Consider the following 24,823-nt stretch of genomic DNA (forward strand, 5'->3'; position numbering starts at 1 on the left):
GTGACGGGTTCGGCCCCGGGAACCCTCGTTCCCGGGGCCGAACCCGTTCTCGCTCTCAAGGAGGAGCCGACGCCGTCGCTCTCCTCCGCTCAGCCGCCCAGCAGCGTGCGGACCCGGTCCGCGCCCACCGCGAGCAGCAGCGTGGGCAGCCGGGGGCCGGTGTCGCGGCCGACCAGGAGGTTGTAGAGCAGGGCGAAGAAGGCGCGCTGGGCGACCTTCAGCTCCGGGGTCGGCTTGGCCTCCGGGGTGAGGCCCGCCTGGACCTTCGGGACGCCGTAGACCAACGTGGTCAGGCCGTCCAGCGACCAGTGGTCGTCCAGGCCCTCCAGCAGCAGCCGCAGCGCGCCGCGGGACTGGTCGTCCAGGGAGGCCAGCAGTTCGGCGTCCGGCTCCGCGCGGACGACGGTGCGCTGGTCGGCGGGGACCTGGGTGGCGATCCAGTGCTCCGCCTTGTCGAGCCGCGGCCGGGTCTCGTCCAGGGACGCGACCGGGTGCTCCGGGTCCAGCTCGCTCAGGATGCGCAGGGTCTGCTCGTCGTGGCCCGCGGTGATGTCCGCGACGGAGGCCAGCGTGCGGTACGGCAACGGGCGCGGCGTGCGCGGCAGTTCACCGGCGGCGGTGCCGATCGCCCGGGCGTGCGCCGCGGCGTCCGCGGGCTGCGCGGTGCCGTCGGCGACCTTGGCGACCAGCTTGTCCCACTCGTCATAGAGCCGCTGGATCTCCTGGTCGAAGGCGATCTTGAAGGACTGGTTGGGCCTGCGGCGGGCGTACAGCCAGCGCAGCAGCGGCGCCTCCATGATCTGCAGCGCGTCACCCGGGGTGGGCACCCCGCCCTTGGACGAGGACATCTTCGCCATGCCGCTGATGCCGACGAAGGCGTACATCGGGCCGATCGGCTGGTCGCCGCCGAACACCTCGCGGACGATCTGGCCGCCGACGACGAACGACGAGCCGGGCGAGGAGTGGTCCACGCCGGACGGCTCGAAGATCACGCCCTCGTAGGCCCAGCGCATCGGCCAGTCGACCTTCCAGACCAGCTTGCCGTGGTCGAACTCGCGCAGCGCCACGGTCTCGGAGTGGCCGCAGGCGACGCACTCGTAGGTCAGGTCGGTGGTCGCGTCGTCGTAGCCGATGACCTTGGTGAAGTCCTTGTTGCAGACCGTGCAGTAGGGCTTGTACGGGTAGTAGCCCGCGCCGCCGGCGCTGCCGTCGTCCTCGGTGGCCGCGCCGGAGCCCTCGGCCGCCTCCAACTCGGCCTCGTCGACCGGCTTCTGCTGCTTCTTCGGCTTGCCGGTCGCCTTGTCCTTGGTGCGGTAGCGGTCCAGGACGGCGTCGATCTCGTTGCGGTGCTTCATCGCGTGCAGGACCTGCTCGCGGTAGGCGCCGGAGGTGTACTGCGCGGTCTGGCTGACGCCGCGGTAGGTCACGCCCAGCTCCGCCAACGCCTCCTCCATGGCGGCCCGGAAGTGCTCGGCCCAGTTGGCGTGGGTGCTGCCGGGCGGGGCCGGCACCGCGGTCAGCGGCTTGCCGATGTGCTCCTCCCAGGACGGGTCGACGCCGGCCGGGACCTTGCGGTACCGGTCGTAGTCGTCCCAGCTCAGGATGTGCACGCAGGCGTGGCCGCGGCGGCGGATCTCGTCGGCGACCAGGTGCGGGGTCATCACCTCGCGGAGGTTGCCGAGGTGGATCGGGCCGGACGGGCTCAGGCCCGAGGCGACGACGACCGGTTTGCCGGGGGCGCGGCGCTCCGCCTCGGCAATGACCTCGTCCGCGAACCTGGAGACCCAGTCGGTCTCGGTGCTCTGCTGAGCCACGATCGGCCCTTCCTCTTCCTGGTGCTCTTCCCGGTGGCTTTCCGATGCGCCCACTCGCGCCCTCCGGTGCCGCGCTCCGTCACCCGCGGCGCGGGCGGAACGGTCCGGACGGACAAGCCTGACGCCGCCCATTGTCCCAGACGCCCGCCGCCCGGAAATTCAGTGGTGGTGCCGTGGGATACTCGGGGCAAACCCTTTCCACCCCAACGGAACGGCAGCTCAATGGCCTCGGTCACCTCCCTGTCAGCTACGGTCAACCAGCGCGTCGCGGACGCCCTCTCGGCAGCCCTGCCGGAGGCCGGCGCCGCGGACCCGCTGCTGCGACGTAGCGACCGGGCCGACTTCCAGGCCAACGGGCTGCTCGCGCTGGCCAAGAAGCTGGGGGGCAACCCCCGGGAGCTGGCCGGCAAGGTCGTCGAGGGGCTCGGCTCCGACGACGTCCTGGCGGAGGTCGAGGTCTCCGGCCCGGGCTTCCTCAACATCACCGTCGCGGACTCGGCGATCACCACCACGCTCGCCGAGCGCGCCGCCGACGACCGGCTCGGCGTGCCGCGCGCGGCCACCACCGGCACCACGGTCATCGACTACGCGCAGCCCAACGTCGCCAAGGAGATGCACGTCGGCCACCTGCGGTCGGCGGTGATCGGCGACGCCCTGCGCAACATGCTGGACTTCACCGGCGAGAAGACCATCGGCCGCCACCACATCGGCGACTGGGGCACGCAGTTCGGCATGCTCATCCAGTACCTGATCGAGAACCCGGAGCAGCTCGCGCCGGCCGCCGACACCGACGGCGACCAGGCGATGAGCAACCTCAACCGCGTCTACAAGGCGTCCCGCGCGGTCTTCGACGCCGACGCGGAGTTCAAGGAGCGGGCGCGCAAGCGGGTCGTCGCGCTGCAGTCCGGCGACGAGCAGACCCTCGCCCTGTGGCAGCGGTTCGTGGACGAGTCGAAGGTCTACTTCTACTCGGTCTTCGAGAAGTTGGACATGGAGATCCGCGACGAGGAGATCGTCGGCGAGTCCGCGTACAACGCGATGATGGCCGAGACCGCGCGGCTGCTGGAGGAGTCCGGCGTCGCCGTGCGCTCCGAGGGCGCGCTGGTCGTCTTCTTCGACGAGATCAAGGGCAAGGACGACAAGCCGGTCCCGCTGATCGTGCAGAAGGCGGACGGCGGCTTCGGCTACGCGGCCAGCGACCTCTCCGCGATCCGCAACCGCGTCTTCGACCTCGACGCCACCACGCTGCTCTACGTCGTGGACGTCCGCCAGTCGCTGCACTTCCGGATGGTCTTCGAGACGGCCCGCCGGGCGGGCTGGCTGAACGACCGCACCAAGGCCCACAACATGGGCTACGGCACGGTGCTCGGCGCGGACGGCAAGCCGTTCAAGACCCGTGAGGGCGAGACGGTGCGGCTGCAGGACCTGCTCGACGAGGCCGTCCAGCGCGCCGCCGAGGTGGTGCGTGAGAAGGCGCTGGACCTCACCGAGGACGAGATCCAGGAGCGGGCCGCGCAGGTCGGCATCGGCGCGGTGAAGTACGCGGACCTGTCCACGTCGCCGAGCCGCGACTACAAGTTCGACCTGGACCAGATGGTCTCGCTCAACGGCGACACCTCCGTCTACCTCCAGTACGCCTACGCGCGCATCCAGTCGATCCTGCGCAAGGCCGGCGAGACCCGGCCGACCGCCCACCCGGAGCTCGAACTGGCCCCGGCGGAGCGGGCGTTGGGCCTGCACCTGGACGCGTTCGGCGACACCGTCGCCGAGGCCGCGGCGGAGTACGCCCCGCACAAGCTGGCCGCGTACCTCTACCAGCTCGCGTCGCTCTACACGACCTTCTACGACCAGTGCCCGGTGCTGAAGGCGGACACCCCGCAGCAGGTGGAGAACCGCCTCTTCCTCTGCGACCTGACCGCCCGCACCCTGCACAAGGGCATGGCACTGCTGGGCATCCGCACCCCCGAGCGGCTGTAGGCGCCCGCAACGCAACGCCCGGGCCCCGTACCGCACTTCGCGGTACGGGGCCCGGGCGTTCACGCGCCGTCCGGGAGCTCGGTGACCGATCCGTCCGGCCCGCGCCGGATCCGCACCCACGCCTTCTTGTCGAGCGAGTACCCGTACTGCGGCCGCCCCTGGTCGCCGCTGGTGCGGAACGGCTGCCCGGTGTCGCCGATGGTCATCGTCCCGCGCCGCCCGCCGCTGGACCAGGTCAACTCCAGGTACCAGCGCACGTGGTGGTCCCTGACGGTCGCGTTGACGTAGAAGGTCTCCGGGTCGTGCGCGCTGACCGTGTACGGGAAGTCGTCCTTCGCGTCCGACGACGGGGTCAGGCGGGGCACCGAGGCGTCGAGGTTCGTGTCGAAGGAGTGCTTGGGCACATCGCCGCCGCAGCCCACCCCGACGTACCCCATCGCGTAGTCGTTCCAGGCGAGCGGGGCGTCGCTGCCGACGACGCGGACGTGCAGGGACTCCAGGACGACGGTGTCCTCGCCGGTGCCCTGGACGATCAGCCGCACGGTCTGCTCGCCGGCGGACACCGCCTTGTAGACCGACACCCAGCCGGGGGCGTCCTGTTCGTTGGGCGGGGGCGTGAGGGCGGACGGGGCGCGGTCGAGGAGGTAGGGGTGGCCGCAGGGGCTGTCCCAGAACTGCGGCTGGGTGGAGACGGTCAGCGGGGTGCCGGTGGCCGGCCGGCCGCCGCCGGGGGCGGTCGCGCCGGGGGAGGCGGTGTCCCCGGTGCCCTTGCCGTCGGCCCCGCTGCCGTTCGCGTCGTCGGTGCCCGGCCCGTCGGTGCCGCGCCCCTTGGCGCCCGTTCCGGCCGTGCCGCTCGGGGGATGCTCCGGGCCGCCGGCTCCCGGTGTCCCGGTCGCGGGCCGGCCGGCGCCGTCGGGCGATGCCTCGGCGGCCGTCCCTGACGTCCCCGACGTCCCCGAGCCGCCTTGCACGGCGAGGGCGGTGGCGCCGAGGGCCAGGGCCACGCCCACGCCGACGACGGCGGCCAGGCGGCGCGCGCGGGGAATGCGGGGAATGCGGGGAATGCGAGGGGTGGAGAGGGGATGTGGGGTCGAGGGGGCCGATGGGCTCGTCGTGGCCGGTGGGGGTCCCGACTTCCCTTCCGGTGCCGGCTGTTGCACCGGTAGCGGTTGCTCCGGCTCGGGCTGCTCCGATTCCGGTTGCTCCGGGTCCGGTTCGCGCTCCGGTTCCGGTTCCGTTTTCTGTGCTGCGGGGTCCGCGGTCCGGCGCCCCCGGGCCGCGTCGGCCACGATCCACCGTCGGTGGACCTCCACCAGTTCCTCCGGCGTCGCCCGGCACAGCCGCGCCAGCCGCTCGACCGGTGCGAACTCGGTCGGCACCGCGGTCCCGTTGACATACCGGTGCAGCGTCGACGTGCTCAGGTGCAGCCGCTTGGCGAGCACCCCGTAGCTCAGCCCCGACCGCTCCTTCAACTCCCGCAGCAATGCGGTGAGATCCCCCGCCCCCACGTGCTCCTCCGTCCCCCCGCCGTTCCAACCAGCCATTCCATGCGGCCCCCATTCTCCCAGGTCAGATCCGGTTTGAGCGTTCCAGCGTCCCGGGTTTCCGGGCGGCGCTGGCGGCTGGGACACAACGGGCCGCAAGCTGGGGCCATCCAAGCACGCCGCTCCCCTCGAACGGGTCGAGCGCCGCGCGTCCCCCGGTCACCCGGTCACCGGCCGCGCACCCCACCAGCAGATCACGACAGCCCAGCCGGCCCAACCGGTCCGGTCGGCCACGCCCGGCCGGCCCGTCAGCCACGTCCAACCCGCCGCACAGATAGCGAGATCCAGCCATGCGCTCCCCGGTCCTCCGCCGACCCCGCACCCGCCTGTTCGCCGCCGCCACCCTCGCGCTCGCCGCGCTCTCGCTCACGGCCTGCGGCCCCGACAACGGCTCGGGCGTACGGAACGAGGGCTCCGCCACGGCGAACGCCACCGCGTCCGCCGCCGCCTCCCCGGGCGCAGCGCCGGAGCCGAGCGCCTCGAACTCGAACTCCTCCGGTTCCGCTTCCGGTTCTTCCTCCGGATCGCACTCCGGATCCACCACCGGCGGCGGCTCGACGGCGTCCTCCGGCAAGCGGCACCCGGCGGCCTCCGACCCCTACGACCCGGCCCACCGCGTCCCCTGCACCGCCACCAACACCAAGGTCACCGCCACCCTGGCGCCGCGCCCGCTCAACCACATGCTCCTGACGGTCACCAACACCGGCTCCGCGATGTGCGACCTGATGGGCTACCCGATCGTCCAGTTCGAGGGGGCGCAGTCCGTGCCGCCGGTCATGGAGGACAGCAAGCCCCAGGCCGTCACCTCGCTCAAGCCGGGCGCGAAGGGCTATGCGGGCATCATCCTCTCCGCCGGCGACGGCAGCGGCGGCGGGGGCTACACCGCACGGCACCTGAAGGTCGGCTTCCAGGACAACGACAAGATGGCCGACGCCGCACTCCAGGCCGGCGGCGTGCACATCGACAATGCGCTGCGGGTCACCTACTGGCTGACCAGCGCGGCCGACGCGCTCCAGTAACGCCCGGCGCCACCAACACCCGGCACCGGCACTCCACTTCGCCCACCGCACCCGGCCCGCCGAAGACCGTTCAACGGCCCACACGGGCCCCCGAGAAAGGAACCCCACCCCATGCTGACCCGCCTCCGCCGCCGCTCCACCCGCGCCACGGCCGCCGCCGCGGCCCTGACCGCCACGCTGGCCCTCGGCGCGCTGGCCTCCGCCCCGGCCACCGCCACCGCCGCCGCCAAGGCCCCGGCCAAGCCGGTCACCTGCACCGCCGCCACCACCAAGGTCACCGTCCAGAAGGTGAACCGCCCGCTCAACCACCTGCTGCTCACCGCCACCAACACCGGCAGCAAGCCCTGTTACGCGTACGGCGCGCCCGTCCTGCGCTTCGACGACGCCCAGGCCGCCACCTTCGTGCTCCAGGACAGCGTCCCGCAGGCCGTCGTCACCCTGGAGCCGGGCCAGAGCGCGTACGCCGCCATCGGCACCGAGTCGCCGGAGGGCACCCACGGGTACCAGGCGCACAGGCTGGGCGTGCTGTTCTCCAACCGCGCGATGGACGGCAGCGTGGGCGGCTGGGCCCGCCCGAAGCTGCCCAAGGGCGGCGTGTACGTGGACAGTTCGGCCTTCGTCACCTACTGGCAGACCAACCCGGCCGACGCCCTGGTGTGGTGAGACGTCGGCCGGTATGACGAAGCCCCGGGCGCCGCAATCCCGTTGCGGCGCCCGGGGCCCCTTCGCGTCGTCGCCGGTCAGCGCAGCTTCCGCGCGACCTCCGTCGCCCAGTAGGTGAGGATCGTCTGGGCGCCGGCCCGCTTGATGCCGGTCAGGGTCTCCAGGATCGCCTTGTCGCGGTCGATCCAGCCCTTCTCGGCGGCCGCCTCGACCATCGCGTACTCGCCGGAGATCTGGTACGCGGCGACCGGCACGTCCGCCTCGTCCGCGATCTTCGCCAGCACGTCGAGGTAGGGCAGCGCCGGCTTGACCATGACCATGTCAGCGCCCTCGTCGAGGTCGAGCGCCAACTCCCGCAGCGACTCCCGGAGGTTGGCCGGGTCCTGCTGGTAGGTCTTCCGGTCGCCCTGCAGCGACGAGCCGACCGCCTCGCGGAACGGGCCGTAGAACGCCGAGGAGTACTTCACGGCGTAGGCGAGGATCGACACGTCCTCGTGGCCGGTCTGGTCCAACGCGTCCCGGATGACGCCGACCTGACCGTCCATCATGCCGCTGGGACCCACCACGTGGGCGCCGGCGTCGGCCTGGACCTGCGCCATCTCGGCGTACCGCTCCAGGGTCGCGTCGTTGTCGACCCGCCCCTGGGCGTCCAGCACCCCGCAGTGGCCGTGGTCGGTGAACTCGTCCAGGCACAGGTCCGACATGATCACCAGGTCGTCGCCGACCTCGGCCCGCACGTCCCGGAGGGCGACCTGGAGGATGCCGTCCGGGTCGGTGCCCGCCGTGCCCACCGCGTCCTTCTTGGCGTCCTCGGGCACGCCGAACAGCATGATCCCGGAGACCCCGGCCTCGACCGCCTCGACCGCGGCCTTGCGCAGGGTGTCCCGGGTGTGCTGGACGACGCCCGGCATGGCGGCGAGCGGCACCGGCTCGGCGATGCCCTCGCGCACGAAGGCCGGGAGGATCAGGTCGGCCGGATGCAGGCGGTGCTCCGCGACCATCCGCCGCATGACGGGGGTGGTGCGCAGCCGGCGCGGCCGCGCCCCCGGATAGCTTCCGTACTTCGTCATGCCCTCCACGCTACGCCCGCCCCGCACCCGCCTTTGCCGACGGAACGTCGGCCGTCCGGGGCGGCGGAGCGGGCACGCGCGAGGGGCGCCCCCAAACGGAGGCGCCCCTGCGCGGCGTGCCGGATCCCGCTCAGCTACGGGCCCGCCGGCGCGAGCCCGGCCGCCGCTCGCTGGGGCGGGTGACCGGGTCCCCGGCCTCGACCGCGGCGTCGCGGCGTGCCGCGCCGAAGTCCGCGAGCGCCTCGGCCAGCTTGTGCACCGACGGCTCGGGCGACATCACGTCGACCCGCAGCCCGTGCTCCTCGGCGGTCTTGGCGGTGGCCGGACCGATGCAGGCGATCACGGTCACGTTGTGCGGCTTGCCGGCGATGCCGACGAGGTTCCGCACGGTCGAGGACGAGGTGAACAGGACCGCGTCGAAGCCGCCGCCCTTGATCGCCTCGCGGGTCTCGGCCGGCGGCGGCGAGGCGCGCACGGTCCGGTAGGCGGTGACGTCGTCGACCTCCCAGCCCAGCTCGATCAGGCCGGCCACCAGGGTCTCGGTGGCGATGTCGGCGCGCGGCAGGAAGACCCGGTCGATCGGGTCGAAGACCGGGTCGTAGGGCGGCCAGTCCTCCAACAGGCCGGCCGCGGACTGCTCGCCGGACGGCACCAGGTCGGGCTTCACGCCGAAGGCGACCAGCGCCTTGGCGGTCTGCTCGCCGACCGCCGCGACCTTGATGCCGGCGAACGCCCGGGCGTCCAGCCCGTATTCCTCGAACTTCTCCCGGACGGCCTTGACGGCGTTGACCGAGGTGAAGGCGATCCACTCGTAGCGGCCGGTGACCAGGCCCTTGACCGCGCGCTCCATCTGCTGCGGGGTGCGCGGCGGTTCGACGGCGATGGTCGGGACCTCGTGCGGCACCGCGCCGTAGGAGACCAACTGGTCGGAGAGCGAGGCGGCCTGCTCCTTGGTCCGCGGGACCAGCACCCGCCAGCCGAACAGCGGCTTGTTCTCGAACCACGAGAGCTGGTCGCGCTGGGCGGCGGCGCTGCGCTCGCCGACCACGGCTATGACGGGCTGCCCGCCGTCCGGCGACGGCAGCACCTTGGCGGCCTTGAGGACCTGGGCGACGGTGCCCAGCGTGGCGGTCCAGGTGCGCTGCCGGGTGGTGGTGCCGGCGACCGTGACGGTCATCGGGGTGTCCGGCTTGCGGCCGGCGGCCACCAGTTCACCGGCGGCCGCGGCCACCGAGTCCAGGCTGGTGGAGACCACCGCGGTGGCGTCGCTGGTGCCCAGCTCGGTCCAGCAGCGCTCGTCGGCGCTGCGGGCGTCGATGAAGCGCACGTCGGTGCCCTCGGCGTCGCGCAGCGGCACCCCGGCGTAGGCGGGCACGCCGACCGCGGCGGCGATGCCGGGCACGACCTCGAAGACGATGCCCTCGGCGGCGCAGGCCAGCATCTCCTCGGCGACATCGCCGTCGAGCCCGGGGTCGCCGGTCACCGCACGGACGACCCGCTTGCCGGCGCGCGCGGCCGCCATGACAAGATTGGCGGTGTCCCGAAGGGCTGAAACGCCGGTGGGACTGCCGGGGATTGACGCCTCGTCAGCAGACGCCTGCAACGGGGTGTCCACCTGCGCGCGTGCATGCACACGCACGACGTCCAGGACCTGCGGGTCGGCGACGAGGACGTCGGCGGAGGCCAGTGCCTCCACCGCGCGCAGCGTCAGCAGGCCCGGGTCTCCCGGCCCGGCACCCAGGAAGGTGACCTGACCGGAGGCGGAGTGGTTTGGGGCGGTGGGGTTCAAAGTGCTCGCTCCCCCATAAGACCGGCCGCACCCTTAGCGAGCATCTCGACGGCGAGTTCCCGGCCCATGGCGAGCGGGATCGATTCATCGTCAAGAGAGGCAGGTACGTGCCCGGTGGTGGACAGCTGCACCAGCGTGCTGCCGTCGGTCGTGCCGACGACACCGCGCAGGTGCATTTCGGTGACAGCCTGCTCGTCAGCCTGGACGTCGGCCAGCGCCGCCACGGGGGCGGAGCAGCCGGCCTCCAGGGCGGCGAGCAGGGAGCGCTCGGCCGTCACGGCGGCCCGGGTTGCCGGGTCGTCGAGCTCGGCGAGCGCGGCGATGAGGTCCGCATGTGTCGCGGCGACCTCGATCGCCAGTGCCCCCTGGCCGGGGGCGGGCAAAACCACGTCGGGCGACAGCAGTTGCGTCGCCTCGTCGATCCGGCCGATCCGGGTGAGGCCGGCGGCGGCCAGCACGACCGCGTCCAACTCACCGTTCTCGACGAAGCCGATCCGGGTGTCGACGTTGCCCCGGACCGGGACGGTCTCGATGCGCTTGCCCAGGACCTTGGCCCAGGCGTTGAGCTGCGCCATCCGCCGGGGCGAGCCGGTGCCCACCCGGGCGCCGTCGGGCAGCTCCTCGAAGGTGAGCCCGTCCCGCGCGACCAGCGCGTCCCGGGGGTCCTCGCGCACGGGTATGGCGGCCAGCGCCAACTCCGCGGGCTGCGCGGTCGGCAGGTCCTTGAGCGAGTGGACGGCGAAGTCGATCTCGTCGGCCAGCAGCGCGTCGCGCAGCGCGGAGACGAAGACGCCGGTGCCGCCGATCTGCGCCAGGTGCTCGCGGGAGGTGTCGCCGTAGGTGGTGATCTCCACCAGTTCGACGGGGCGGCCGGTCAGCGCGCGCACCGCCTCGGCCACCAGCCCGGATTGGGCCATGGCCAGCCTGCTGCGCCGGGTGCCCAGGCGCAGGGTGCTTCTCGTACTGTCGGTCATGCCCGCTCCCGTGCTGCTTCGGGCCGGTCGGCCCGGGTGTCGGCCCTGCTGACGGCGGCGACCGTCTGCGGGTCGAGGTCGAACAGTTCCCGCAGCGCGTCCGCGTACCCGGCGCCGCCGGGCTCGCTGGCAAGCTGCTTGACCCGCACGGTGGGCGCGTGCAACAGCTTGTCGACGACCCGCCGGACGGTCTGGGTGATCTCCGCGCGCTGCTTGTCGTCGAGGTCGGGCAGGCGGCCCTCCAGCCGGCCCATCTCGCTGCTGACGACGTCCGCGGCCATGGTGCGCAGGGCGACCACGGTGGGGGTGATGTGCGCGGCCCGCTGGGCGGCGCCGAACGCGGCGACCTCTTCGGCGACGATGCCGCGGACCCGGTCCACGTCGGCGGCCATCGGGGCGTCGGCGGACGCCTCGGCCAGCGTCTCGATGTCGACCAGGCGCGCCCCGTCGATCCCGTGCACCGCCGCGTCGATGTCGCGCGGCATGGCGAGGTCGAGCAGCGCCAGCAGCCCCGTGCGCCCGGCCAGCGCGGCGGCGATCGCCTCACCGGTCAGCACCAGTCCGGACGCGCCGGTACAGGAGACGACGATCTCGGCCTCGGCCAGCTCCGCCGCGACGGCGTCCATCGCGATCGCGCGGGCGGCCAGCCCGGTGCCGGCGCCCGGCCCACCAGGCTCGGTGAGGATCTGCACCAGCCGCTCGGCGCGGGCCACCGTCCGGTTGGCGACGGCCAGTTCGCCGACGCCGTTGCGGGCGAGGGTGGTGGCGGCCAGCGACGACATCGAGCCGGCGCCGATCACCAACGCCCGCTTGCCCCGCGCCCAGCCGGCGACGTCCGCGCCACCGGCGAGCTGCTCCAGGCCGAAGGTGACCAGCGACTGGCCGGCCTTGTCGATCCCGGTCTCGCTGTGCGCGCGCTTGCCGACCCGCAGGGCCTGCTGGAAGAGGTCGTTGAGCAGCCGCCCGGCGGTGTGCTGTTCCTGGGCGACGGCCAGCGCGTCCTTGATCTGGCCGAGGATCTGGCCCTCGCCGACCACCATGGAGTCCAGGCCGCAGGCCACCGAGAAGAGGTGGTGGACGGCGCGGTCCTCGTAGTGGACGTAGAGGTGCGGGGTCAGCTCCTCCAGTCCGACGCCGCAGTGGCGGGCCAGGAGGGTGGACAGCTCGGCGACGCCGGCGTGGAACTTGTCCACGTCCGCGTAGAGCTCGATGCGGTTGCAGGTGGAGAGCGCCGCGGACTCGGTGGCCGGCTCCGCCGACACCACGTCCTGGAGCAGCTTGCCGCGGCTCTCCGGGGCGAGCGCGGCCCGCTCCAGCACGCTCACCGGCGCGCTGCGATGGCTCAGTCCGACGACCAGGAGACTCATGCCGGCATCACGGCGGGGACGTCCCCGTCGGGTCCCTTGCGTTCGGTCGCGACGGCCGCGGCGGAGGCCGGGGACGCCGCCGGGGCACCCTCGGGGGCGCCCGCGCCGGTCTCCTCGCCCGCCTTGCGCTGCTCGTGGAAGGCGAGGATCTGCAGCTCTATGGACAGGTCGACCTTGCGGACGTCCACCCCGTCGGGGACGGAGAGCACGGTCGGCGCGAAGTTGAGGATCGAGGTGACACCGGCGGCGACGAGGCGCTCGCAGACCTGCTGGGCGGCGCCGGCCGGCGTGGCGATCACGCCGATCGAGACGCCGTTGTCCTGGATGATCTGCTCCAGCTCGTCGGTGTGCTGGACCGGGATGCCCGCGACCGGCTTGCCGGCCATCGCCGGATCGGCGTCGATCAGCGCGGCGACCCGGAAGCCGCGGGAGGCGAAGCCGCCGTAGTTGGCGAGCGCGGCGCCGAGGTTACCGATGCCGACGATGACCACGGGCCAGTCCTGGGTGAGGCCGAGCTCCCGCGAGATCTGGTACACGAGGTACTCCACGTCGTAGCCGACGCCGCGGGTCCCGTAGGAGCCGAGGTAGGAGAAGTCCTTGCGCAGCTTCGCGGAGTTGACTCCCGCCGCGGCCGCGAGCTCCTCGGAGGACACCGTGGGGACCGAGCGCTCGGAGAGCGCGGTCAGTGCACGCAGATACAGCGGTAGCCGGGCGACGGTGGCCTCGGGGATGCCTCGGCTTCGGGTCGCCGGTCGGTGAGTTCGGCCAGTTGCCACGGTGCTCCTGCGGGTAGAGCGGGGCTGCGGGCGGCCGTCAGCAACCCGACCGCCCTGTCTCTTGCAGGCTATGTCTTTGTGAACGCGTGCACAAAGATGGTGTCCGCTTTGTCCGGGCAAAGTGATGGGGCTCACGCAGCTTTTACAGGGGCCCGCGGAACCAACTCCCCCGTCACACCGTTCGCGCGCGCCACCGGTGATTCGCGGCAGGACAGACGGGAGCACGCGCCCTCACTCCTCACCGCTATGCCCCCGGAAACCTGCAAATCGCCCATCGATGGTAAGCGAAACGACCGCCCCGGAGCTCCCTCCGCGAACCGGCACAATGACCCCATGGCCCCCTTGTTCAGCCGCACCCCCCGTAAGAGCCCCGCCGACCGGATGGTCACCCTGGTCGGGAAGCCGGGCTGCCACCTCTGCGACGACGCCCAGGCGGTGATCGAGAAGGTCTGCGCGGAGACCGGTGCGTCCTGGGAGAAGAAGGACATCACCGAGGACGCCGAACTGCACCGCAAGTACTGGGAGCAAATTCCGGTCGTCCTCGTCGACGGCGCCCAGCACGACTTCTGGCGGGTCGACCCCCAGCGACTGCGCACCGCACTGGGCGCCTGAGCACCCCGCCCCGCGGCGCTCCCCCCTGCCCGCGGGCCCCGCGGTTGGCCGTAACGCAACCGTCGGGCGCCCCGGTGCCTCCGGACACGCGCCCGTAACCGGCTGCACCGAACAAACTGGCTACGCTAGCCGCATGGCCCGCCCGTCGCCCGCCCATCGCCCTGATCGGAGCCCCGCCGGGGCACTCTTCCCCACGGGGTGGTTCACCCGCCGCAGACGACCCGCCACCGCACGCAGCGTGCTGGCCGGCGAGGCCGCGGCCGAGGCCGCCCGGAAGTCGTCGCAGGAGGCGCCGCCCGTCGAGGAGCCGGCCGAGCCGGAGTTCCCGGTCGTCGGCGACGCCAGCGCGGCCGCCTTCTTCGACCTCGACAACACGATCATGCAGGGCGCCGCCCTCTTCCACTTCGGCCGCGGCCTGTACAAGCGGCACTTCTTCCACAAGCGCGACCTGGCCCGCTTCGCCTTCCAGCAGGTCTACTTCCGGCTGGCCGGCGAGAACTCCGAGGACATGGCGGACGTCCGCAACCGCGCGCTCTCCATCGTCCAGGGCCACCGCGTCGCCGAACTCATGAGCATCGGCGAGGAGATCTACGACGAGTACATGGCCGAGCGCGTCTGGCCCGGCACCCGCGCGCTCGCCCAGGCGCACCTCGACGCCGGCCAGAAGGTGTGGTTGGTGACCGCCGCACCCGTGGAGACCGCGACGATCATCGCCCGCCGGCTGGGCCTGACCGGCGCGCTGGGCACCGTCGCCGAGTCCGTCGGCGGCGTCTACACCGGCAAGTTGGTGGGCGAGCCGCTGCACGGACCGGCCAAGGCCGAGGCGGTCCGCGCGCTGGCCGCCGCCGAGCACCTCGACCTCTCGCACTGCGCCGCGTACAGCGATTCGGCCAACGACATCCCGATGCTCTCGCTCGTCGGCCACCCCTACGCGATCAACCCCGACACCCGGCTGCACAAGCACGCCCGGGAGCACGGCTGGCGGGTGCGCGACTACCGAACGGGCCGCAAGGCGGTGCGGATCGGCATCCCGGCGGCCGCCGGGGTGGGCGCGCTCGCGGGCGGCGCGGCCGCCGCCGTGGCCCTCCAGCGCCGCCGCCGCTGACCGTCCTTGATCACCGGGCCCGGCGGCGGACCATCCGCACTGGCTACCCCCGCCGGTGCCCCGTCAGTCCCTTTCCTGGCGGTTAACCACAACACGCCCTTCAACCAGGCAGATTGCGCTCCCTTCCGATCAATAGTTGCTCAGTAATCGATACTTGATGCGCCACCAATCGGACACGGACCGTAAGTAATCGATGATTTGAGCAACTGGGTGTAGCGCTGCCTGTACGAAGCGTTATTCTCCTCAGACGCAATCCGGAACCCACACGTCCCTACGACGAGTGAACGGTCCCGCACTGCACGTGATGGAAGCTCTGCCTCTGGGAGTCCCGTGTACCCACACGTCGGGGTTGACGCCTCGGGCCTGGCTACGCTGCGTACGACGCTCGTCGACCACCTGCGCAGTTTTGTCCCCACCGCGTACGCCGTCCCCGCATTCGCCACAGCCGTGCCCACCGGCCCCTGCTACGCGCTGGCCGACGGGAGCGCTACGGTCGGCAAGGCCGCCACCGCCGGCAGGAGCCGCCGGGCCGGCACCGCCACCGCGCGACGCCCCGCGGACAGCGACAGCCGTCGCATGATGGACCTCGTCGAACGCGCCCAGGCCGGCGAGGCCGACGCCTTCGGCCGGCTCTACGACCAGTACGCCGACACGGTGTACCGCTACATCTACTACCGCGTGGGCGGCCGCGCCACGGCCGAGGACCTCACCAGTGAGACCTTCCTCCGCGCCCTGCGCCGCATCGGCACGTTCACCTGGCAGGGCCGCGACTTCGGCGCCTGGCTGGTGACCATCGCCCGCAACCTCGTCGCCGACCACTTCAAGTCCTCCCGCTTCCGCCTGGAAGTCACCACCGGAGAGATGCTCGACGCCAACGAGGTCGAGCGCAGCCCCGAGGACTCGGTCCTCGAATCCCTCTCCAACGCCGCCCTGTTGGAGGCGGTCCGCAAGCTCAACCCCCAACAGCAGGAATGCGTCACCCTGCGGTTCCTCCAGGGCCTCTCGGTCGCCGAGACCGCCCGCGTCATGGGCAAGAACGAGGGCGCCATCAAGACCCTCCAGTACCGGGCCGTCCGCACCCTGGCACGGCTCCTCCCCGAAGACGCCCGCTGACGCACGACGATGGCCGGACCTCCCCGACATCCCCAACACCCCGCCCGCCACTCACCGTTGGTGACCGGTCATGCCCTGACGGTCAGATCATCGTGAGTGCGTAACCCGTGTGCCGCGCCGCTCGTTGTGCGGAATGCAGGCTCCACGCGGTCACGCCATGCCCGCTGCCTCTCACTCGTTCGAGTGGCCACGGACAGACGGCGTGCAACCATCCGGCCCGTCTGGATAGTCAAAGCCAGTCCGGGGAGTCGAGCGGGATGACGAGAGGAGGTGCCGCCCGTGATCGCGAATGTCTCGGTGCACCGGCGGGCCAACGCCTTCGCCCAGGCCCTGGAGGAGCAGGAGCTCAAGGGCGCGGCGGCCGAGGACCAGGTCGACAATCCGGCCCAAGTGCCGGCAGACGCACGACTGTTGGCGGTCGCCGACGGTCTCGGGGAGCTCCCGAGGCCGGAGATGGCCGCCGAGGTCAAGACTGTCCAACGTGCCCAGCTCGTCGCCGCGATGGAGGCCGCCTTCGCCGAAGGCGCCACGTCCGGTGACGGCAGGGTGCCCGAGCAACGCGAGCCCAAGGGCGCGCACCGTCCCACCACTCCGCTGGGCCGGCTCCGCCCGCGCTCCCGCCTCTCCAAGGGGCTGGCGGCCGGCGGCCTGACGGTCGGCGTCGCCGCCGGCGCCTTCAGCGGGGTCGCCGCGGCCAGCACCGACGCCCTCCCCGGCGACTCCCTCTACGGCCTCAAGCGCGGCATGGAGGACCTCCGGCTCACCATGACCGACGACGAGGAGGGCCGCGGTCAGCTCCTCCTCGACCAGGCGTCCACCCGGATGCTGGAGGCCCGTCGCCTGATGGAGCGCGGCCGGTCCGCACACCTCGACCACGAGGCACTCGCCGAGATCCGCAGGGCGCTCGCCGGCGTCCGCCACGACGCCGGCGAGGGGCACCGCCTGCTGCACGCGGCATACGAGCGGGACGGCTCCCTCGGCCCCATCCAGGCGCTGAATTCGTTCACCAGGTCGCACCGCGACACCTGGTCGAAGATGCGCGCCAAGCTCCCGGTGCAGCTCACCGACGTGCGGGACGAGGTGAGTTCGGTCTTCGACGCCATAGACGACGAGGTCGGTCCGCTGCGCTCGATGCTCCCGCAGGGCCCGGAGGGCCGCGGCCGGCACCGCGGCACACCCGCGGGCGGGGGCACCGGTGGCGACACGCGTCGCCCGTCCCCGTCCGGCAGCGGGTCCACGTCCGACGGGCAGGGCACCGCGCAGCAGGCCCCGCGCCCCTCGGCCTCGCCGTCCCCGCAGCAGGACGGCCTGCTCGGCGGCACCGCGGACGGTCTGCTCAACCCGCCCCACAAGGGCGGCAGCACGCCGCACGACGGCGGTCACGGCAAGGACGGCATCGGCCGCCCCGACGTCACCCTCCCGCCGCTGCTGCCCGGGCTCCTGCCCGACCTGGGCATCGACGGCGACGGCCCGGCCAAGTAGCCGGGCCCGCGGCCCCGCTCCGGCGCTCGGTGTTCTTCCGAACCTTCCTCAGAAGAACACCGAGCGCCGCTGCACGAGCAGCTTGTAGAGGGTGTGCTGGATGGTCTCCCGGACCTGGTCGGTCAGGTTGAACATCAGCATCGGGTCGTCGGCCGCCTCCGGCGAATAGCCGTCCGTGGAGATCGGCTCGCCGAACTGGATGGTCCACTTCGTCGGCAGCGGCACCACGCCCAGCGGCCCCAGCCACGGGAACGTCGGCGTGACCGGGAAGTACGGCAGCCCCAGCACCCGCGCCAGCGTCTTGGCGTTCCCGACCATCGGGTAGATCTCCTCCGCGCCCACGATCGAGCACGGCACGATCGGCACCCCGGCCTTCAACGCCGTGGAGACGAAGCCGCCCCGCCCGAAGCGCTGGAGCTTGTAGCGGTCCGCGAACGGCTTCCCGATGCCCTTGAAGCCCTCCGGCATCACCCCGACGATCTCCCCGCGCTCCAGCAGCCGTTGGGCGTCCTCGGCGCAGGCCAGGGTGTGCCCGGCCTTGCGGGCCAGCTCGTTGACCCCCGGCAGGACGAACACCAAGTCGGCCGCCAGCAGCCGCAGATGGCGCTGTGCCGGGTGGTTGTCGTGCACCGCGACCTGGAGCATCAGGCCGTCCCACGGCAGCGTCCCGGAGTGGTTGGCGACGACCAGCGCGCCGCCCTCGGCGGGGATGTGCTCCATCCCCTTCACCTCGACCCGGAAGTACTTGTCGTGGATCGGCCGCAGCAGCGACATCAGGACCTGGTCGGTCAGCTCCTTGTCGTAGCCGAAGTCGTCGACCTCGTAGTCGCCGGTGATCCGCCGGCGCAGGAAGGCGAGTCCGCCGGCGATCCGCTCGTCCAGCGTCCGCCCGCCGGCCGGTCGCGCGGCGGGCGGCGGCTCCGGATCGCTGCGGGCCTCCGGGACGGGCGCCAGCGCCGTGCCCCGGCCGGTGCGCCCGGTCCGCCGGGCCTTGCGGCGGGCCCGGGGCTCCTCGCCGAAGGGAATGACCTTGGCGTCCGCCATCGTGGGTGAACTCCTCACTGGCTCGGGCCGCGGCGCGCGAGGAGCGTGCCGGCGAGCCGGTCGACGGTGCGGGCGAGGGACTCGGGCGGCAGCAGCCCGGGTCCACGGCTGCGGGCGAATTCCTCGAAGGTCTCCGCCGTGGTGTAGCGGGGGTGGAAGCCCAGTGTCTCGCGCATCTGCGTGGTCTCGACGACCCGCCCGTGGGTGAGCATCCGGATCTGCTCGGGCGAGAAGTCGGTGATGCCGAGCGACCGCAGGACCGTACCGGCCCAGGTCACGGTCGGCAGGAAGAGCGGGAGGGTGGGGCGTCCCAGGCGCCGGGAGACCTGCGAGAGCAGCAGCACGCCGTCGCCGGCGATGTTGAACGTGCCGCTGTTGAGGGTGCCGCGGCGCGGCGCGGCGGCGGCGATCCGCAGCACGTCGATCGCGTCGTCCTCGTGGACGAACTGCAGCCGCGGGTCGTAGCCGAGGACGGTCGGCAGGACGGGCAGCGCGAAGTACTCGGCGAGCGGCGAGTCCGCGCACGGGCCGAGGATGTTGGCGAACCGCAGGACGCAGACCGCCACGTCGGGGCGGCGCCGGGCGAAGCCGCGGACGTACCCCTCGACCTCCACGGTGTCCTTGGCGAAGCCGCCGCTGGGCAGCGACTTGGGCGGGGTGTTCTCGGTGAAGACGGCCGGGTCGCGGGGCGCGGAACCGTAGACGCTGGTACTGGACTTGACGACCAGGCGCTGGACGTTCGGGGCCTTCTGGCAGGCACCGAGCAGCTGCATGGTGCCGATGACGTTGGTCTCCTTGACCGAGGCCCGGCCACCGCGACCGCTGAGGGCCGTGCCGTTGATGTCCATGTGGACGACGGTGTCGACCCCGGTCTCGGCCAGGACCCGGGCGATCTCCGGATGTCGGATGTCGGCCTTGAGGAATTCGGCCCCGCCGAGGTGGTGTTCCGGGGCGACCGCATCGACCCCGATCACCCGGTCGACATCCGGATCGCGCTGGATCCGGCGGACGAACCGGCCCCCCAGCTGCCGTGCGACGCCCGTGACGAGCACGACGTTGCCCAAGATCGGCCCTCCTTCTGGCAGTGGCTTCCACCTGCGCCGAGCAGTGCTGTTCACGCTATCCGGTCGGTGTTGCCGGGTGATGACCGCGCGATGCCCGTGACGACATTTGCGTCAGACCACCGTCCATACGGCCCACACACGCACCGCGGCCCCTCACCACCCTGGGGTGGTGAGGGGCCGCGAAATCGCGATCAGCGTCGCTTACTTCTTGTTACGACGCTGGACGCGGGTGCGCTTGAGCAGCTTGCGGTGCTTCTTCTTCGCCATCCGCTTGCGCCGCTTCTTGATAACAGAGCCCACGACTACCCTCGCTCACTTCGAATCACTCGGTGCGGGGCGTCCGAGCCCACACTACCTACATCGGGCCAGGGTACCCGGCACCGGCCGTACCGCGTAATCCGAGGGTCGTCGAACGAGCGTCAGGCCGACTCCACCCCCACATACGACTCACGGAGATAGTCGTGCACCGCCTGCTCCGGCACCCGGAAGGACCGTCCCACCCTGATCGCGGGCAGATGACCGCTGTGCACCAGGCGGTACACGGTCATCTTCGACACTCGCATCACCGTGGCGACTTCCGCCACTGTCAGAAACACAACCTCGTTCAACGGCCTCTGGTCCGCAGCCATCACACACCTGCACCTTCCGCATAAGACGGGCACCGGCTTCCCCTCCGGTGACTCTTCGTCGCCATGCGTTCACTCCCCAGATTAGGGGCGGGTGATGCGAGTGGGGAAGAGGAGCAGCGAACGGCCGCCTATCGGGACAGACATGCCTTATTGAGGACATAGTGGATCAGCGGGCGGTAGCGAGCAGAGGGGGCCGCATCGTCGAGCGGGACCACCACGGAGAGCCGCCCCTCGGCCCGTCCGACGAACGGCGCGGGGTCGTCGGCATCGGCCAGTCCGATCGCCTCGATGCCCAGCTGACCTGCTCCGCAGACCCAACCGTGGTCCCCGATGACCAACTCCGGGAGCCGCCCGCAGGACGCCGCCGCCACCCCCAGAGCGGTCCGCACCGGCAGGGGAGAATGGGTGTGCACGCCCCCCTCGACCAGCGCGCCCCCCGCGCCGGGTTCGCGCATCAGCGCGACTCCCCGTACGTAGTCGAGGACCCGAGTACGTACCCCGAACCGGGTCGCCATGTCGACACGGTGGCCATACGCCGGGGTGAGGACGGGGCAGCCCGCCGCCGAGAGGGCGTCTGCGAGGGCGGCGTAGAAGCCCAACAGCCGGTGCGGATGGCCGGTGCCCAGCAGCACCGGGACCCGACGCCCGGCGGCCGCGCCGATCCGATCCGCGAAGGCGTCCAACGCGGCGACGGTGCGGTCGGGTTCGATCACATCCGGGCCGGAAGTGTGCGCGGGATCGTCCGAAATCCCGCACTCCCGTCCCATCAGTCGCAGTACCTCACCGAAGGACCACTCCCGCTCCGGCTCCAGCCCCAGCAGCACCCGCGGATCGCGGGCCGCGAACAGCCGGTACCGCCGCAGGCTCTGCTCCCGCGTGGTCGCGATCGTCCCCGCGAGCCGCGCCTCGATCAGATACGCCCGCAACGCCCCGGTTCCCAACACGGGCCCCATGCTGACCTGTTGGCCGGAAACCGCATGCCCGAACCCACCGGTAGTCACACATCCGGGGCAGCCCCGGCCCTCCGCCACTCCGACGAGACCACCACCGGCCACCTCTCGGCACCCGCGTGCCTCCCCCGTCCCGACCTCGCGCTGCCCTCACGACGCCCTCACGGGCCGCCCCACCGCACGCTCGCGGCATCCCCAACATCGTGACGAGCCGCCCCACTACGCACTCACAGCGCCCCCCGGCATCCCCTCACGAGCCACCCCCCCTGGGCGCTCACGGCGCTCCACACCATCCCCTCATGCGCCAGCCCCACCGCGCGCTCGCGCTACCCCCACAGCCCGCTCCCGACCTTCGGGACACGGCACGCCCGCGGCATCCCCAAGACACGTCAACTCGCGCCGCCCCCGCGGAATATCGCCCACCCCCACCCCGTTGTGGCCCCGCAGGGGGACCTCGCGCCCCCTACGGGATCCGTTCCCCTCTCCCCTACGGCACCCCCGGCCCCGCACCGCAGCCACCCACGCGCCTCACGGCAGCAACCCGTGCGACGGGAAGACCGCCCGCCGGGTCGCCAACACCGCCTGGTCGAGCCGGTCGGCCGGGTCGTAGCCGCCGTCGACGAAATCCCGCCACTGCGGCGCCCGCCCGTCCGTCATCCGGCGCGGCGCCAACTGCCGCGTCCGGCGGAAGACTTCGTGCCGCCACTCCTCCGGCACCTCCGACGCCGGGTCGATCGGCCGGTGGCCGGCGATCGCCACCAGATGCGTCCAACTACGCGGCACCACCTCCACCACCTCGTAGCCGCCGCCCCCGAGGGCGACCCACCGCCCCTCCGCGTGCTCGTGCGCCAGGGCGTGACAGGACTCGGCCACCGCCCGCTGCGCGTCCAGGCTCACCGCCAGGTGCGCCAACGGGTCCTCGAAGTGGGTGTCCGCGCCGTGTTGGGTGACGAGCACCTGCGGGCGGAACGCGGCCAACAGCTCCGGCACCACCGCGTGAAAGGCCCGCAGCCAGCCCGCGTCGCCCGTCCCGGCCGGCAGCGCCACGTTCACCGCGCTGCCCTCGGCGCCCTCGCCGCCGGTCTCCTCCGGCCACCCGGTCTGCGGGAACAGCGTCCGCGGATGCTCGTGCAGCGAGATCGTCAGCACCCGCGGGTCCTCCCAGAAGGCCGCCTGGACGCCGTCGCCGTGGTGCACGTCCACGTCCACGTACGCCACCCGCTCGGCGCCCAGCTCCAACAGCCGGGCGACGGCCAGCGCCGCGTCGTTGTAGATGCAGAAGCCCGCCGCGCCCCCGGGCATCGCGTGGTGCAGCCCGCCCGCGAAGTTCACCGCGTGCCCCGCCTCGCCGCGCCAGACGGCCTCCGCGGCGCCCACCGACTGCCCGGCGATCAGCGCCGACGCCTCGTGCATGCCCCGGAACGCCGGGTCGTCCGTGGTCCCCAACCCGTAGGCGACGTCCGCGGAATCCGGGTCGGCGGAGGCCCGGCGGACCGCCTCGACGTAGTCGGCCCGGTGCACCAGCCGCAGCGTGGAGTCACCCGCCGGCTTGGCGGCCACCACCTCCAACGGACCCTGGTGGAGCCCGTACGCCTCCACCAGGCGCATCGTCAGGGCGAGTCGGACGGGGTCCATCGGATGCCCCGGCCCGAAGTCATAGCCCGTTACTGCCTCGTCCCACATCAGTTGTGCGCGGCCGCTCATGGTCGTCACCGTATCCGGCCGACGACGCGCCGAACGAGCGGGCGTACACCAACGTCACCAGGACCAGGGCCATCGGCACCAGCATCGCGCCGCGGTAGCTCCAGGCGTCCCCCAGCACCCCCACCAGCGGCGAACCGATCAGAAAACCAACGTAGTTGAAGATGTTCAGTCGCGCGATGGTCGCGTCCGAAGCCCCCGGGCCGTGCCGCTCGACCGCGTACCGCCCGGCCGCCGCGAACGTCTGCGGCACGATCACGCACAGCCCGAGCCCCAGCAACGTGAAGCCCGCCATCCCGACCCAGGCCCCCGGCGCCGTCGCCACCACGACGAAGCCGGCCGCCGCGACCACCGTCCCGGTCCGCACCACCGCGACCGGCCCGAAGCGCCGCACCCCCAGGTCGCCCACCGCCCGCCCGAGCAACGTCGTCACCATGTAGACGTTGTACGGGACGGTCGCCAACTGCTCGGAGCTCCCCAGTACGTCCTGGAGGTACTTCGCGCTCCAGTTGGAGACCGTCGAGTCCCCGATGTACGCGAACGCCATCACCAGGCACAACGGCAACAACAGCCGCATGGCCACCGGTGCCATGATGGCCGCCCCACCGGCCTCACCACTCCTGCCCGCCACTCGCCCGTCGTCCCCGTCGACGAACCACCGGCCGATGACCACCGACAACGGCACGAAGACCGCGACCACCGGCCCGTACAGCAGTACCAACGACAGCTTCCCGTGCGCCCCCACCCACGCCAGCGAGGCCCCGACGATCCCGCCGAGGCTGTACGCGGCGTGGAAACCGAGCATGATGCTGCGGCCGTACGCCCGTTGGAGGCTCACCCCGAGCATGTTCATCGACGCGTCCAGGGCCCCGACCATTAGCCCGAACACGGCCAGCGCCACGGCCACTTGGGCCAGCGAGCCGACCGCGCCGACGGCCAGCAGCGCCAGGCACACCACGGGCTGCACACTGCGCAACACCGTGCCGGGCCGCACCCGCCTCACCAGGTGCTCGGTGGCGACGCTGCCGACGCCGGCGAGCACCGGAACGGCCGCCAGGAAGGCCGGCAGCAGCGCGTCCGAGATCCCGTAGCGCACCTGCACCGCCGGTATCCGGGTCACGAGCAGGGCGAAGACCGCCCCCTGGACGAAGAAGCTGAGGGCGAGCGCGATCCGGCCGTGCCGCAGCCGCGCTCCCACCATGTGAGGGGGCGTCATGGCGCGCCAGCCTAGAACTCACCGCTACCGCTGGGTAGATGGATCACACATCCAATTCCCGCTGCTCCCACGGCAGTTACCGCACCTACTGCAACAACTGCGACAGCTCCGCCATGTCGGCGAACAGCGCGGTGGCACCGGCCTCCGCCAGCTTCGCCGCCGGCGTCATCGCCGTGAACCCGTACACGTCCATCCCCGCGTCCACCGCCGCCCGTACCCCCAGCGGACTGTCCTCGACCACCGCACACCGCCCGGGCGCGACCCCCATCTCCCTCGCCGCGTGCAGAAACAGATCGGGCGCCGGCTTTCCACGCCCCACGTCCTGCGACGAAAAGAGCCGCCCCGCCCCGAAGTGCTCCAGCAGCCCGGTCTTCGTCAACGCCACCCGTATCCGCTCATGGCTCCCCGACGATCCGACGCAGTACGCCACGCCGTCGGCCGCCAGCTTCTCCAGCACCGCCTCCACCCCGGGTACCGGTTGCAGCCGCCTGCGGAACTCCTCAAAGACCAACGCATGAAAACCGGTCTCGAAGTCCGCCGGCAACGCCCGCCCGGACCGGTCCCGCACCATGCCGCGAATGCGCTGCACCGACCCGCCCATGAAGTCCCGCAACGACTCCTCGTACGTGGTCGGGTGCCCCAATTCGGTGAGGTAGCCGGCGAGGATCTCGTTGGAGATCGGTTCGCTGTCCACCAGGACACCGTCATTATCGAAAATGATCAGGTCGTAGCGCATCTCCCGAGCCTACCTACCACCCGGCAGCACAACGCAAAGAAGCCTCGCTCCCCGAGTAAAACTCGGAGAACGAGGCTTCTTTCAAAAGGAGTTCGGCGGCGTCCTACTCTCCCACAGGGTCCCCCCTGCAGTACCATCGGCGCTGAAAGGCTTAGCTTCCGGGTTCGAAATGTAACCG

At 72.1% G+C, this 24,823-nt stretch carries 22 protein-coding genes and 1 rRNA gene; 7 read left to right on the top strand and 16 right to left on the bottom strand.

What is annotated here, in order from left to right; genetic code table 11:
- Window positions 1-89: 89 nt before the first annotated feature.
- Entirely contained in the window at window positions 90-1,814 is a 1,725-nt protein-coding gene (lysS, locus tag ACIQU6_RS16735) for a lysine--tRNA ligase (RefSeq protein WP_403482357.1), read from the bottom strand.
- 222 nt (window positions 1,815-2,036) lie between these two features.
- Between lysS and argS the strand changes: the two genes are divergently transcribed.
- On the top strand, window positions 2,037-3,791 hold the full coding sequence (gene argS, locus ACIQU6_RS16740) for an arginine--tRNA ligase (RefSeq protein WP_403482358.1): 1,755 nt from the start codon (window positions 2,037-2,039) through the stop codon (window positions 3,789-3,791).
- A gap of 59 nt (window positions 3,792-3,850) precedes the next feature.
- On the opposite strand, the gene ACIQU6_RS16745 is transcribed toward argS, so the two are convergent.
- Window positions 3,851-5,299 (bottom strand): helix-turn-helix domain-containing protein, encoded by a 1,449-nt coding sequence (locus tag ACIQU6_RS16745; protein WP_403482359.1) that lies wholly within the window; start codon window positions 5,297-5,299, stop codon window positions 3,851-3,853.
- Window positions 5,300-5,625: 326 nt separating this feature from the next.
- On the opposite strand from ACIQU6_RS16745, the gene ACIQU6_RS16750 reads away from it, so the two are divergent.
- Window positions 5,626-6,354, top strand: a complete 729-nt coding sequence (locus ACIQU6_RS16750) for a DUF4232 domain-containing protein (RefSeq protein ID WP_403482360.1) — start codon at window positions 5,626-5,628, stop codon at window positions 6,352-6,354.
- A gap of 111 nt (window positions 6,355-6,465) precedes the next feature.
- Complete coding sequence (locus ACIQU6_RS16755) at window positions 6,466-7,017, top strand: DUF4232 domain-containing protein (protein WP_403482361.1); 552 nt, start codon at window positions 6,466-6,468, stop codon at window positions 7,015-7,017.
- 77 nt (window positions 7,018-7,094) lie between these two features.
- Here the strand turns inward: ACIQU6_RS16755 and hemB are convergent, their stop codons facing one another.
- From hemB to ACIQU6_RS16780, 5 genes are all read right to left on the bottom strand, one after another.
- Window positions 7,095-8,087: a porphobilinogen synthase gene (hemB, locus tag ACIQU6_RS16760; RefSeq protein WP_403482362.1), complete on the bottom strand. Its 993-nt coding sequence runs from the start codon at window positions 8,085-8,087 to the stop codon at window positions 7,095-7,097.
- Window positions 8,088-8,217: 130 nt separating this feature from the next.
- Window positions 8,218-9,876, bottom strand: a complete 1,659-nt coding sequence (locus ACIQU6_RS16765; protein ID WP_403482363.1) for a uroporphyrinogen-III synthase — start codon at window positions 9,874-9,876, stop codon at window positions 8,218-8,220.
- Window positions 9,873-10,850, bottom strand: coding sequence for a hydroxymethylbilane synthase (gene hemC, locus ACIQU6_RS16770; protein ID WP_403482364.1), 978 nt, complete (start codon window positions 10,848-10,850; stop codon window positions 9,873-9,875). The genes ACIQU6_RS16765 and hemC overlap by 4 nt, the downstream gene beginning before the upstream one ends.
- On the bottom strand, window positions 10,847-12,217 hold the full coding sequence (locus ACIQU6_RS16775; RefSeq protein WP_403482365.1) for a glutamyl-tRNA reductase: 1,371 nt from the start codon (window positions 12,215-12,217) through the stop codon (window positions 10,847-10,849). The genes hemC and ACIQU6_RS16775 overlap by 4 nt, the downstream gene beginning before the upstream one ends.
- On the bottom strand, window positions 12,214-12,993 hold the full coding sequence (locus ACIQU6_RS16780) for a redox-sensing transcriptional repressor Rex (RefSeq protein ID WP_403482366.1): 780 nt from the start codon (window positions 12,991-12,993) through the stop codon (window positions 12,214-12,216). The genes ACIQU6_RS16775 and ACIQU6_RS16780 overlap by 4 nt, the downstream gene beginning before the upstream one ends.
- Window positions 12,994-13,326: 333 nt before the next feature.
- Between ACIQU6_RS16780 and ACIQU6_RS16785 the strand changes: the two genes are divergently transcribed.
- The 4 genes from ACIQU6_RS16785 to ACIQU6_RS16800 all read left to right on the top strand — a co-directional run bounded on the left by ACIQU6_RS16785 (window position 13,327) and on the right by ACIQU6_RS16800 (window position 17,305).
- Window positions 13,327-13,605, top strand: a complete 279-nt coding sequence (locus tag ACIQU6_RS16785; protein ID WP_383410839.1) for a glutaredoxin family protein — start codon at window positions 13,327-13,329, stop codon at window positions 13,603-13,605.
- Window positions 13,606-13,843: 238 nt separating this feature from the next.
- Entirely contained in the window at window positions 13,844-14,710 is an 867-nt protein-coding gene (locus tag ACIQU6_RS16790; protein WP_376568857.1) for an HAD family hydrolase, read from the top strand.
- Between the two features lie 330 nt (window positions 14,711-15,040).
- Complete coding sequence (locus ACIQU6_RS16795; protein WP_403482367.1) at window positions 15,041-15,823, top strand: ECF subfamily RNA polymerase sigma factor, BldN family; 783 nt, start codon at window positions 15,041-15,043, stop codon at window positions 15,821-15,823.
- A gap of 279 nt (window positions 15,824-16,102) precedes the next feature.
- A complete protein-coding gene (locus ACIQU6_RS16800) occupies window positions 16,103-17,305 on the top strand; it encodes a DUF5667 domain-containing protein (RefSeq protein ID WP_403482368.1) in 1,203 nt (400 codons plus the stop codon).
- A gap of 48 nt (window positions 17,306-17,353) precedes the next feature.
- On the opposite strand, the gene ACIQU6_RS16805 is transcribed toward ACIQU6_RS16800, so the two are convergent.
- The 9 genes from ACIQU6_RS16805 to rrf form a co-directional block, all read right to left on the bottom strand.
- Complete coding sequence (locus ACIQU6_RS16805) at window positions 17,354-18,349, bottom strand: lysophospholipid acyltransferase family protein (protein WP_403482369.1); 996 nt, start codon at window positions 18,347-18,349, stop codon at window positions 17,354-17,356.
- Window positions 18,350-18,363: 14 nt separating this feature from the next.
- Complete coding sequence (locus ACIQU6_RS16810) at window positions 18,364-19,413, bottom strand: NAD-dependent epimerase/dehydratase family protein (protein ID WP_403482370.1); 1,050 nt, start codon at window positions 19,411-19,413, stop codon at window positions 18,364-18,366.
- Between the two features lie 201 nt (window positions 19,414-19,614).
- Window positions 19,615-19,713 (bottom strand): 30S ribosomal protein bS22, encoded by a 99-nt coding sequence (locus ACIQU6_RS16815; protein ID WP_003948845.1) that lies wholly within the window; start codon window positions 19,711-19,713, stop codon window positions 19,615-19,617.
- Window positions 19,714-19,832: 119 nt separating this feature from the next.
- Entirely contained in the window at window positions 19,833-20,042 is a 210-nt protein-coding gene (locus ACIQU6_RS16820) for a helix-turn-helix domain-containing protein (RefSeq protein WP_014144137.1), read from the bottom strand.
- Between the two features lie 128 nt (window positions 20,043-20,170).
- A complete protein-coding gene (locus tag ACIQU6_RS16825; protein ID WP_403482371.1) occupies window positions 20,171-20,986 on the bottom strand; it encodes a phosphatase in 816 nt (271 codons plus the stop codon).
- 534 nt (window positions 20,987-21,520) lie between these two features.
- Window positions 21,521-22,696, bottom strand: a complete 1,176-nt coding sequence (locus ACIQU6_RS16830; protein ID WP_403482372.1) for an acetoin utilization protein AcuC — start codon at window positions 22,694-22,696, stop codon at window positions 21,521-21,523.
- Entirely contained in the window at window positions 22,647-23,909 is a 1,263-nt protein-coding gene (locus tag ACIQU6_RS16835; protein WP_403482373.1) for an MFS transporter, read from the bottom strand. The genes ACIQU6_RS16830 and ACIQU6_RS16835 overlap by 50 nt, the downstream gene beginning before the upstream one ends.
- Before the next feature lie 85 nt (window positions 23,910-23,994).
- Window positions 23,995-24,645 (bottom strand): HAD family hydrolase, encoded by a 651-nt coding sequence (locus ACIQU6_RS16840; protein ID WP_403482374.1) that lies wholly within the window; start codon window positions 24,643-24,645, stop codon window positions 23,995-23,997.
- A 90-nt stretch (window positions 24,646-24,735) separates the two neighbouring features.
- Window positions 24,736-24,823: ribosomal RNA gene (gene rrf / locus ACIQU6_RS16845) — 5S ribosomal RNA — on the bottom strand; the annotation flags it as partial.

This window comes from Streptomyces sp. NPDC090442 (genome assembly GCF_044769405.1).
GTDB lineage: Bacteria > Actinomycetota > Actinomycetes > Streptomycetales > Streptomycetaceae > Streptomyces.

What these genes read in the sequence shown, in the direction of transcription:
- argS (WP_403482358.1), top strand. Translation starts at nt 2,037, where the DNA reads ATGGCCTCGGTCACCTCCCTGTCAGCTACGGTCAACCAGCGCGTCGCG.
- ACIQU6_RS16750 (WP_403482360.1), top strand. Translation starts at nt 5,626, where the DNA reads ATGCGCTCCCCGGTCCTCCGCCGACCCCGCACCCGCCTGTTCGCCGCC.
- ACIQU6_RS16755 (WP_403482361.1), top strand. Translation starts at nt 6,466, where the DNA reads ATGCTGACCCGCCTCCGCCGCCGCTCCACCCGCGCCACGGCCGCCGCC.
- hemB (WP_403482362.1), bottom strand. Translation starts at nt 8,087, where the DNA reads ATGACGAAGTACGGAAGCTATCCGGGGGCGCGGCCGCGCCGGCTGCGC.
- hemC (WP_403482364.1), bottom strand. Translation starts at nt 10,850, where the DNA reads ATGACCGACAGTACGAGAAGCACCCTGCGCCTGGGCACCCGGCGCAGC.
- ACIQU6_RS16775 (WP_403482365.1), bottom strand. Translation starts at nt 12,217, where the DNA reads ATGAGTCTCCTGGTCGTCGGACTGAGCCATCGCAGCGCGCCGGTGAGC.
- ACIQU6_RS16785 (WP_383410839.1), top strand. Translation starts at nt 13,327, where the DNA reads ATGGCCCCCTTGTTCAGCCGCACCCCCCGTAAGAGCCCCGCCGACCGG.
- ACIQU6_RS16805 (WP_403482369.1), bottom strand. Translation starts at nt 18,349, where the DNA reads ATGGCGGACGCCAAGGTCATTCCCTTCGGCGAGGAGCCCCGGGCCCGC.
- ACIQU6_RS16820 (WP_014144137.1), bottom strand. Translation starts at nt 20,042, where the DNA reads ATGGCTGCGGACCAGAGGCCGTTGAACGAGGTTGTGTTTCTGACAGTG.
- ACIQU6_RS16830 (WP_403482372.1), bottom strand. Translation starts at nt 22,696, where the DNA reads ATGAGCGGCCGCGCACAACTGATGTGGGACGAGGCAGTAACGGGCTAT.
- ACIQU6_RS16835 (WP_403482373.1), bottom strand. Translation starts at nt 23,909, where the DNA reads ATGACGCCCCCTCACATGGTGGGAGCGCGGCTGCGGCACGGCCGGATC.
- ACIQU6_RS16840 (WP_403482374.1), bottom strand. Translation starts at nt 24,645, where the DNA reads ATGCGCTACGACCTGATCATTTTCGATAATGACGGTGTCCTGGTGGAC.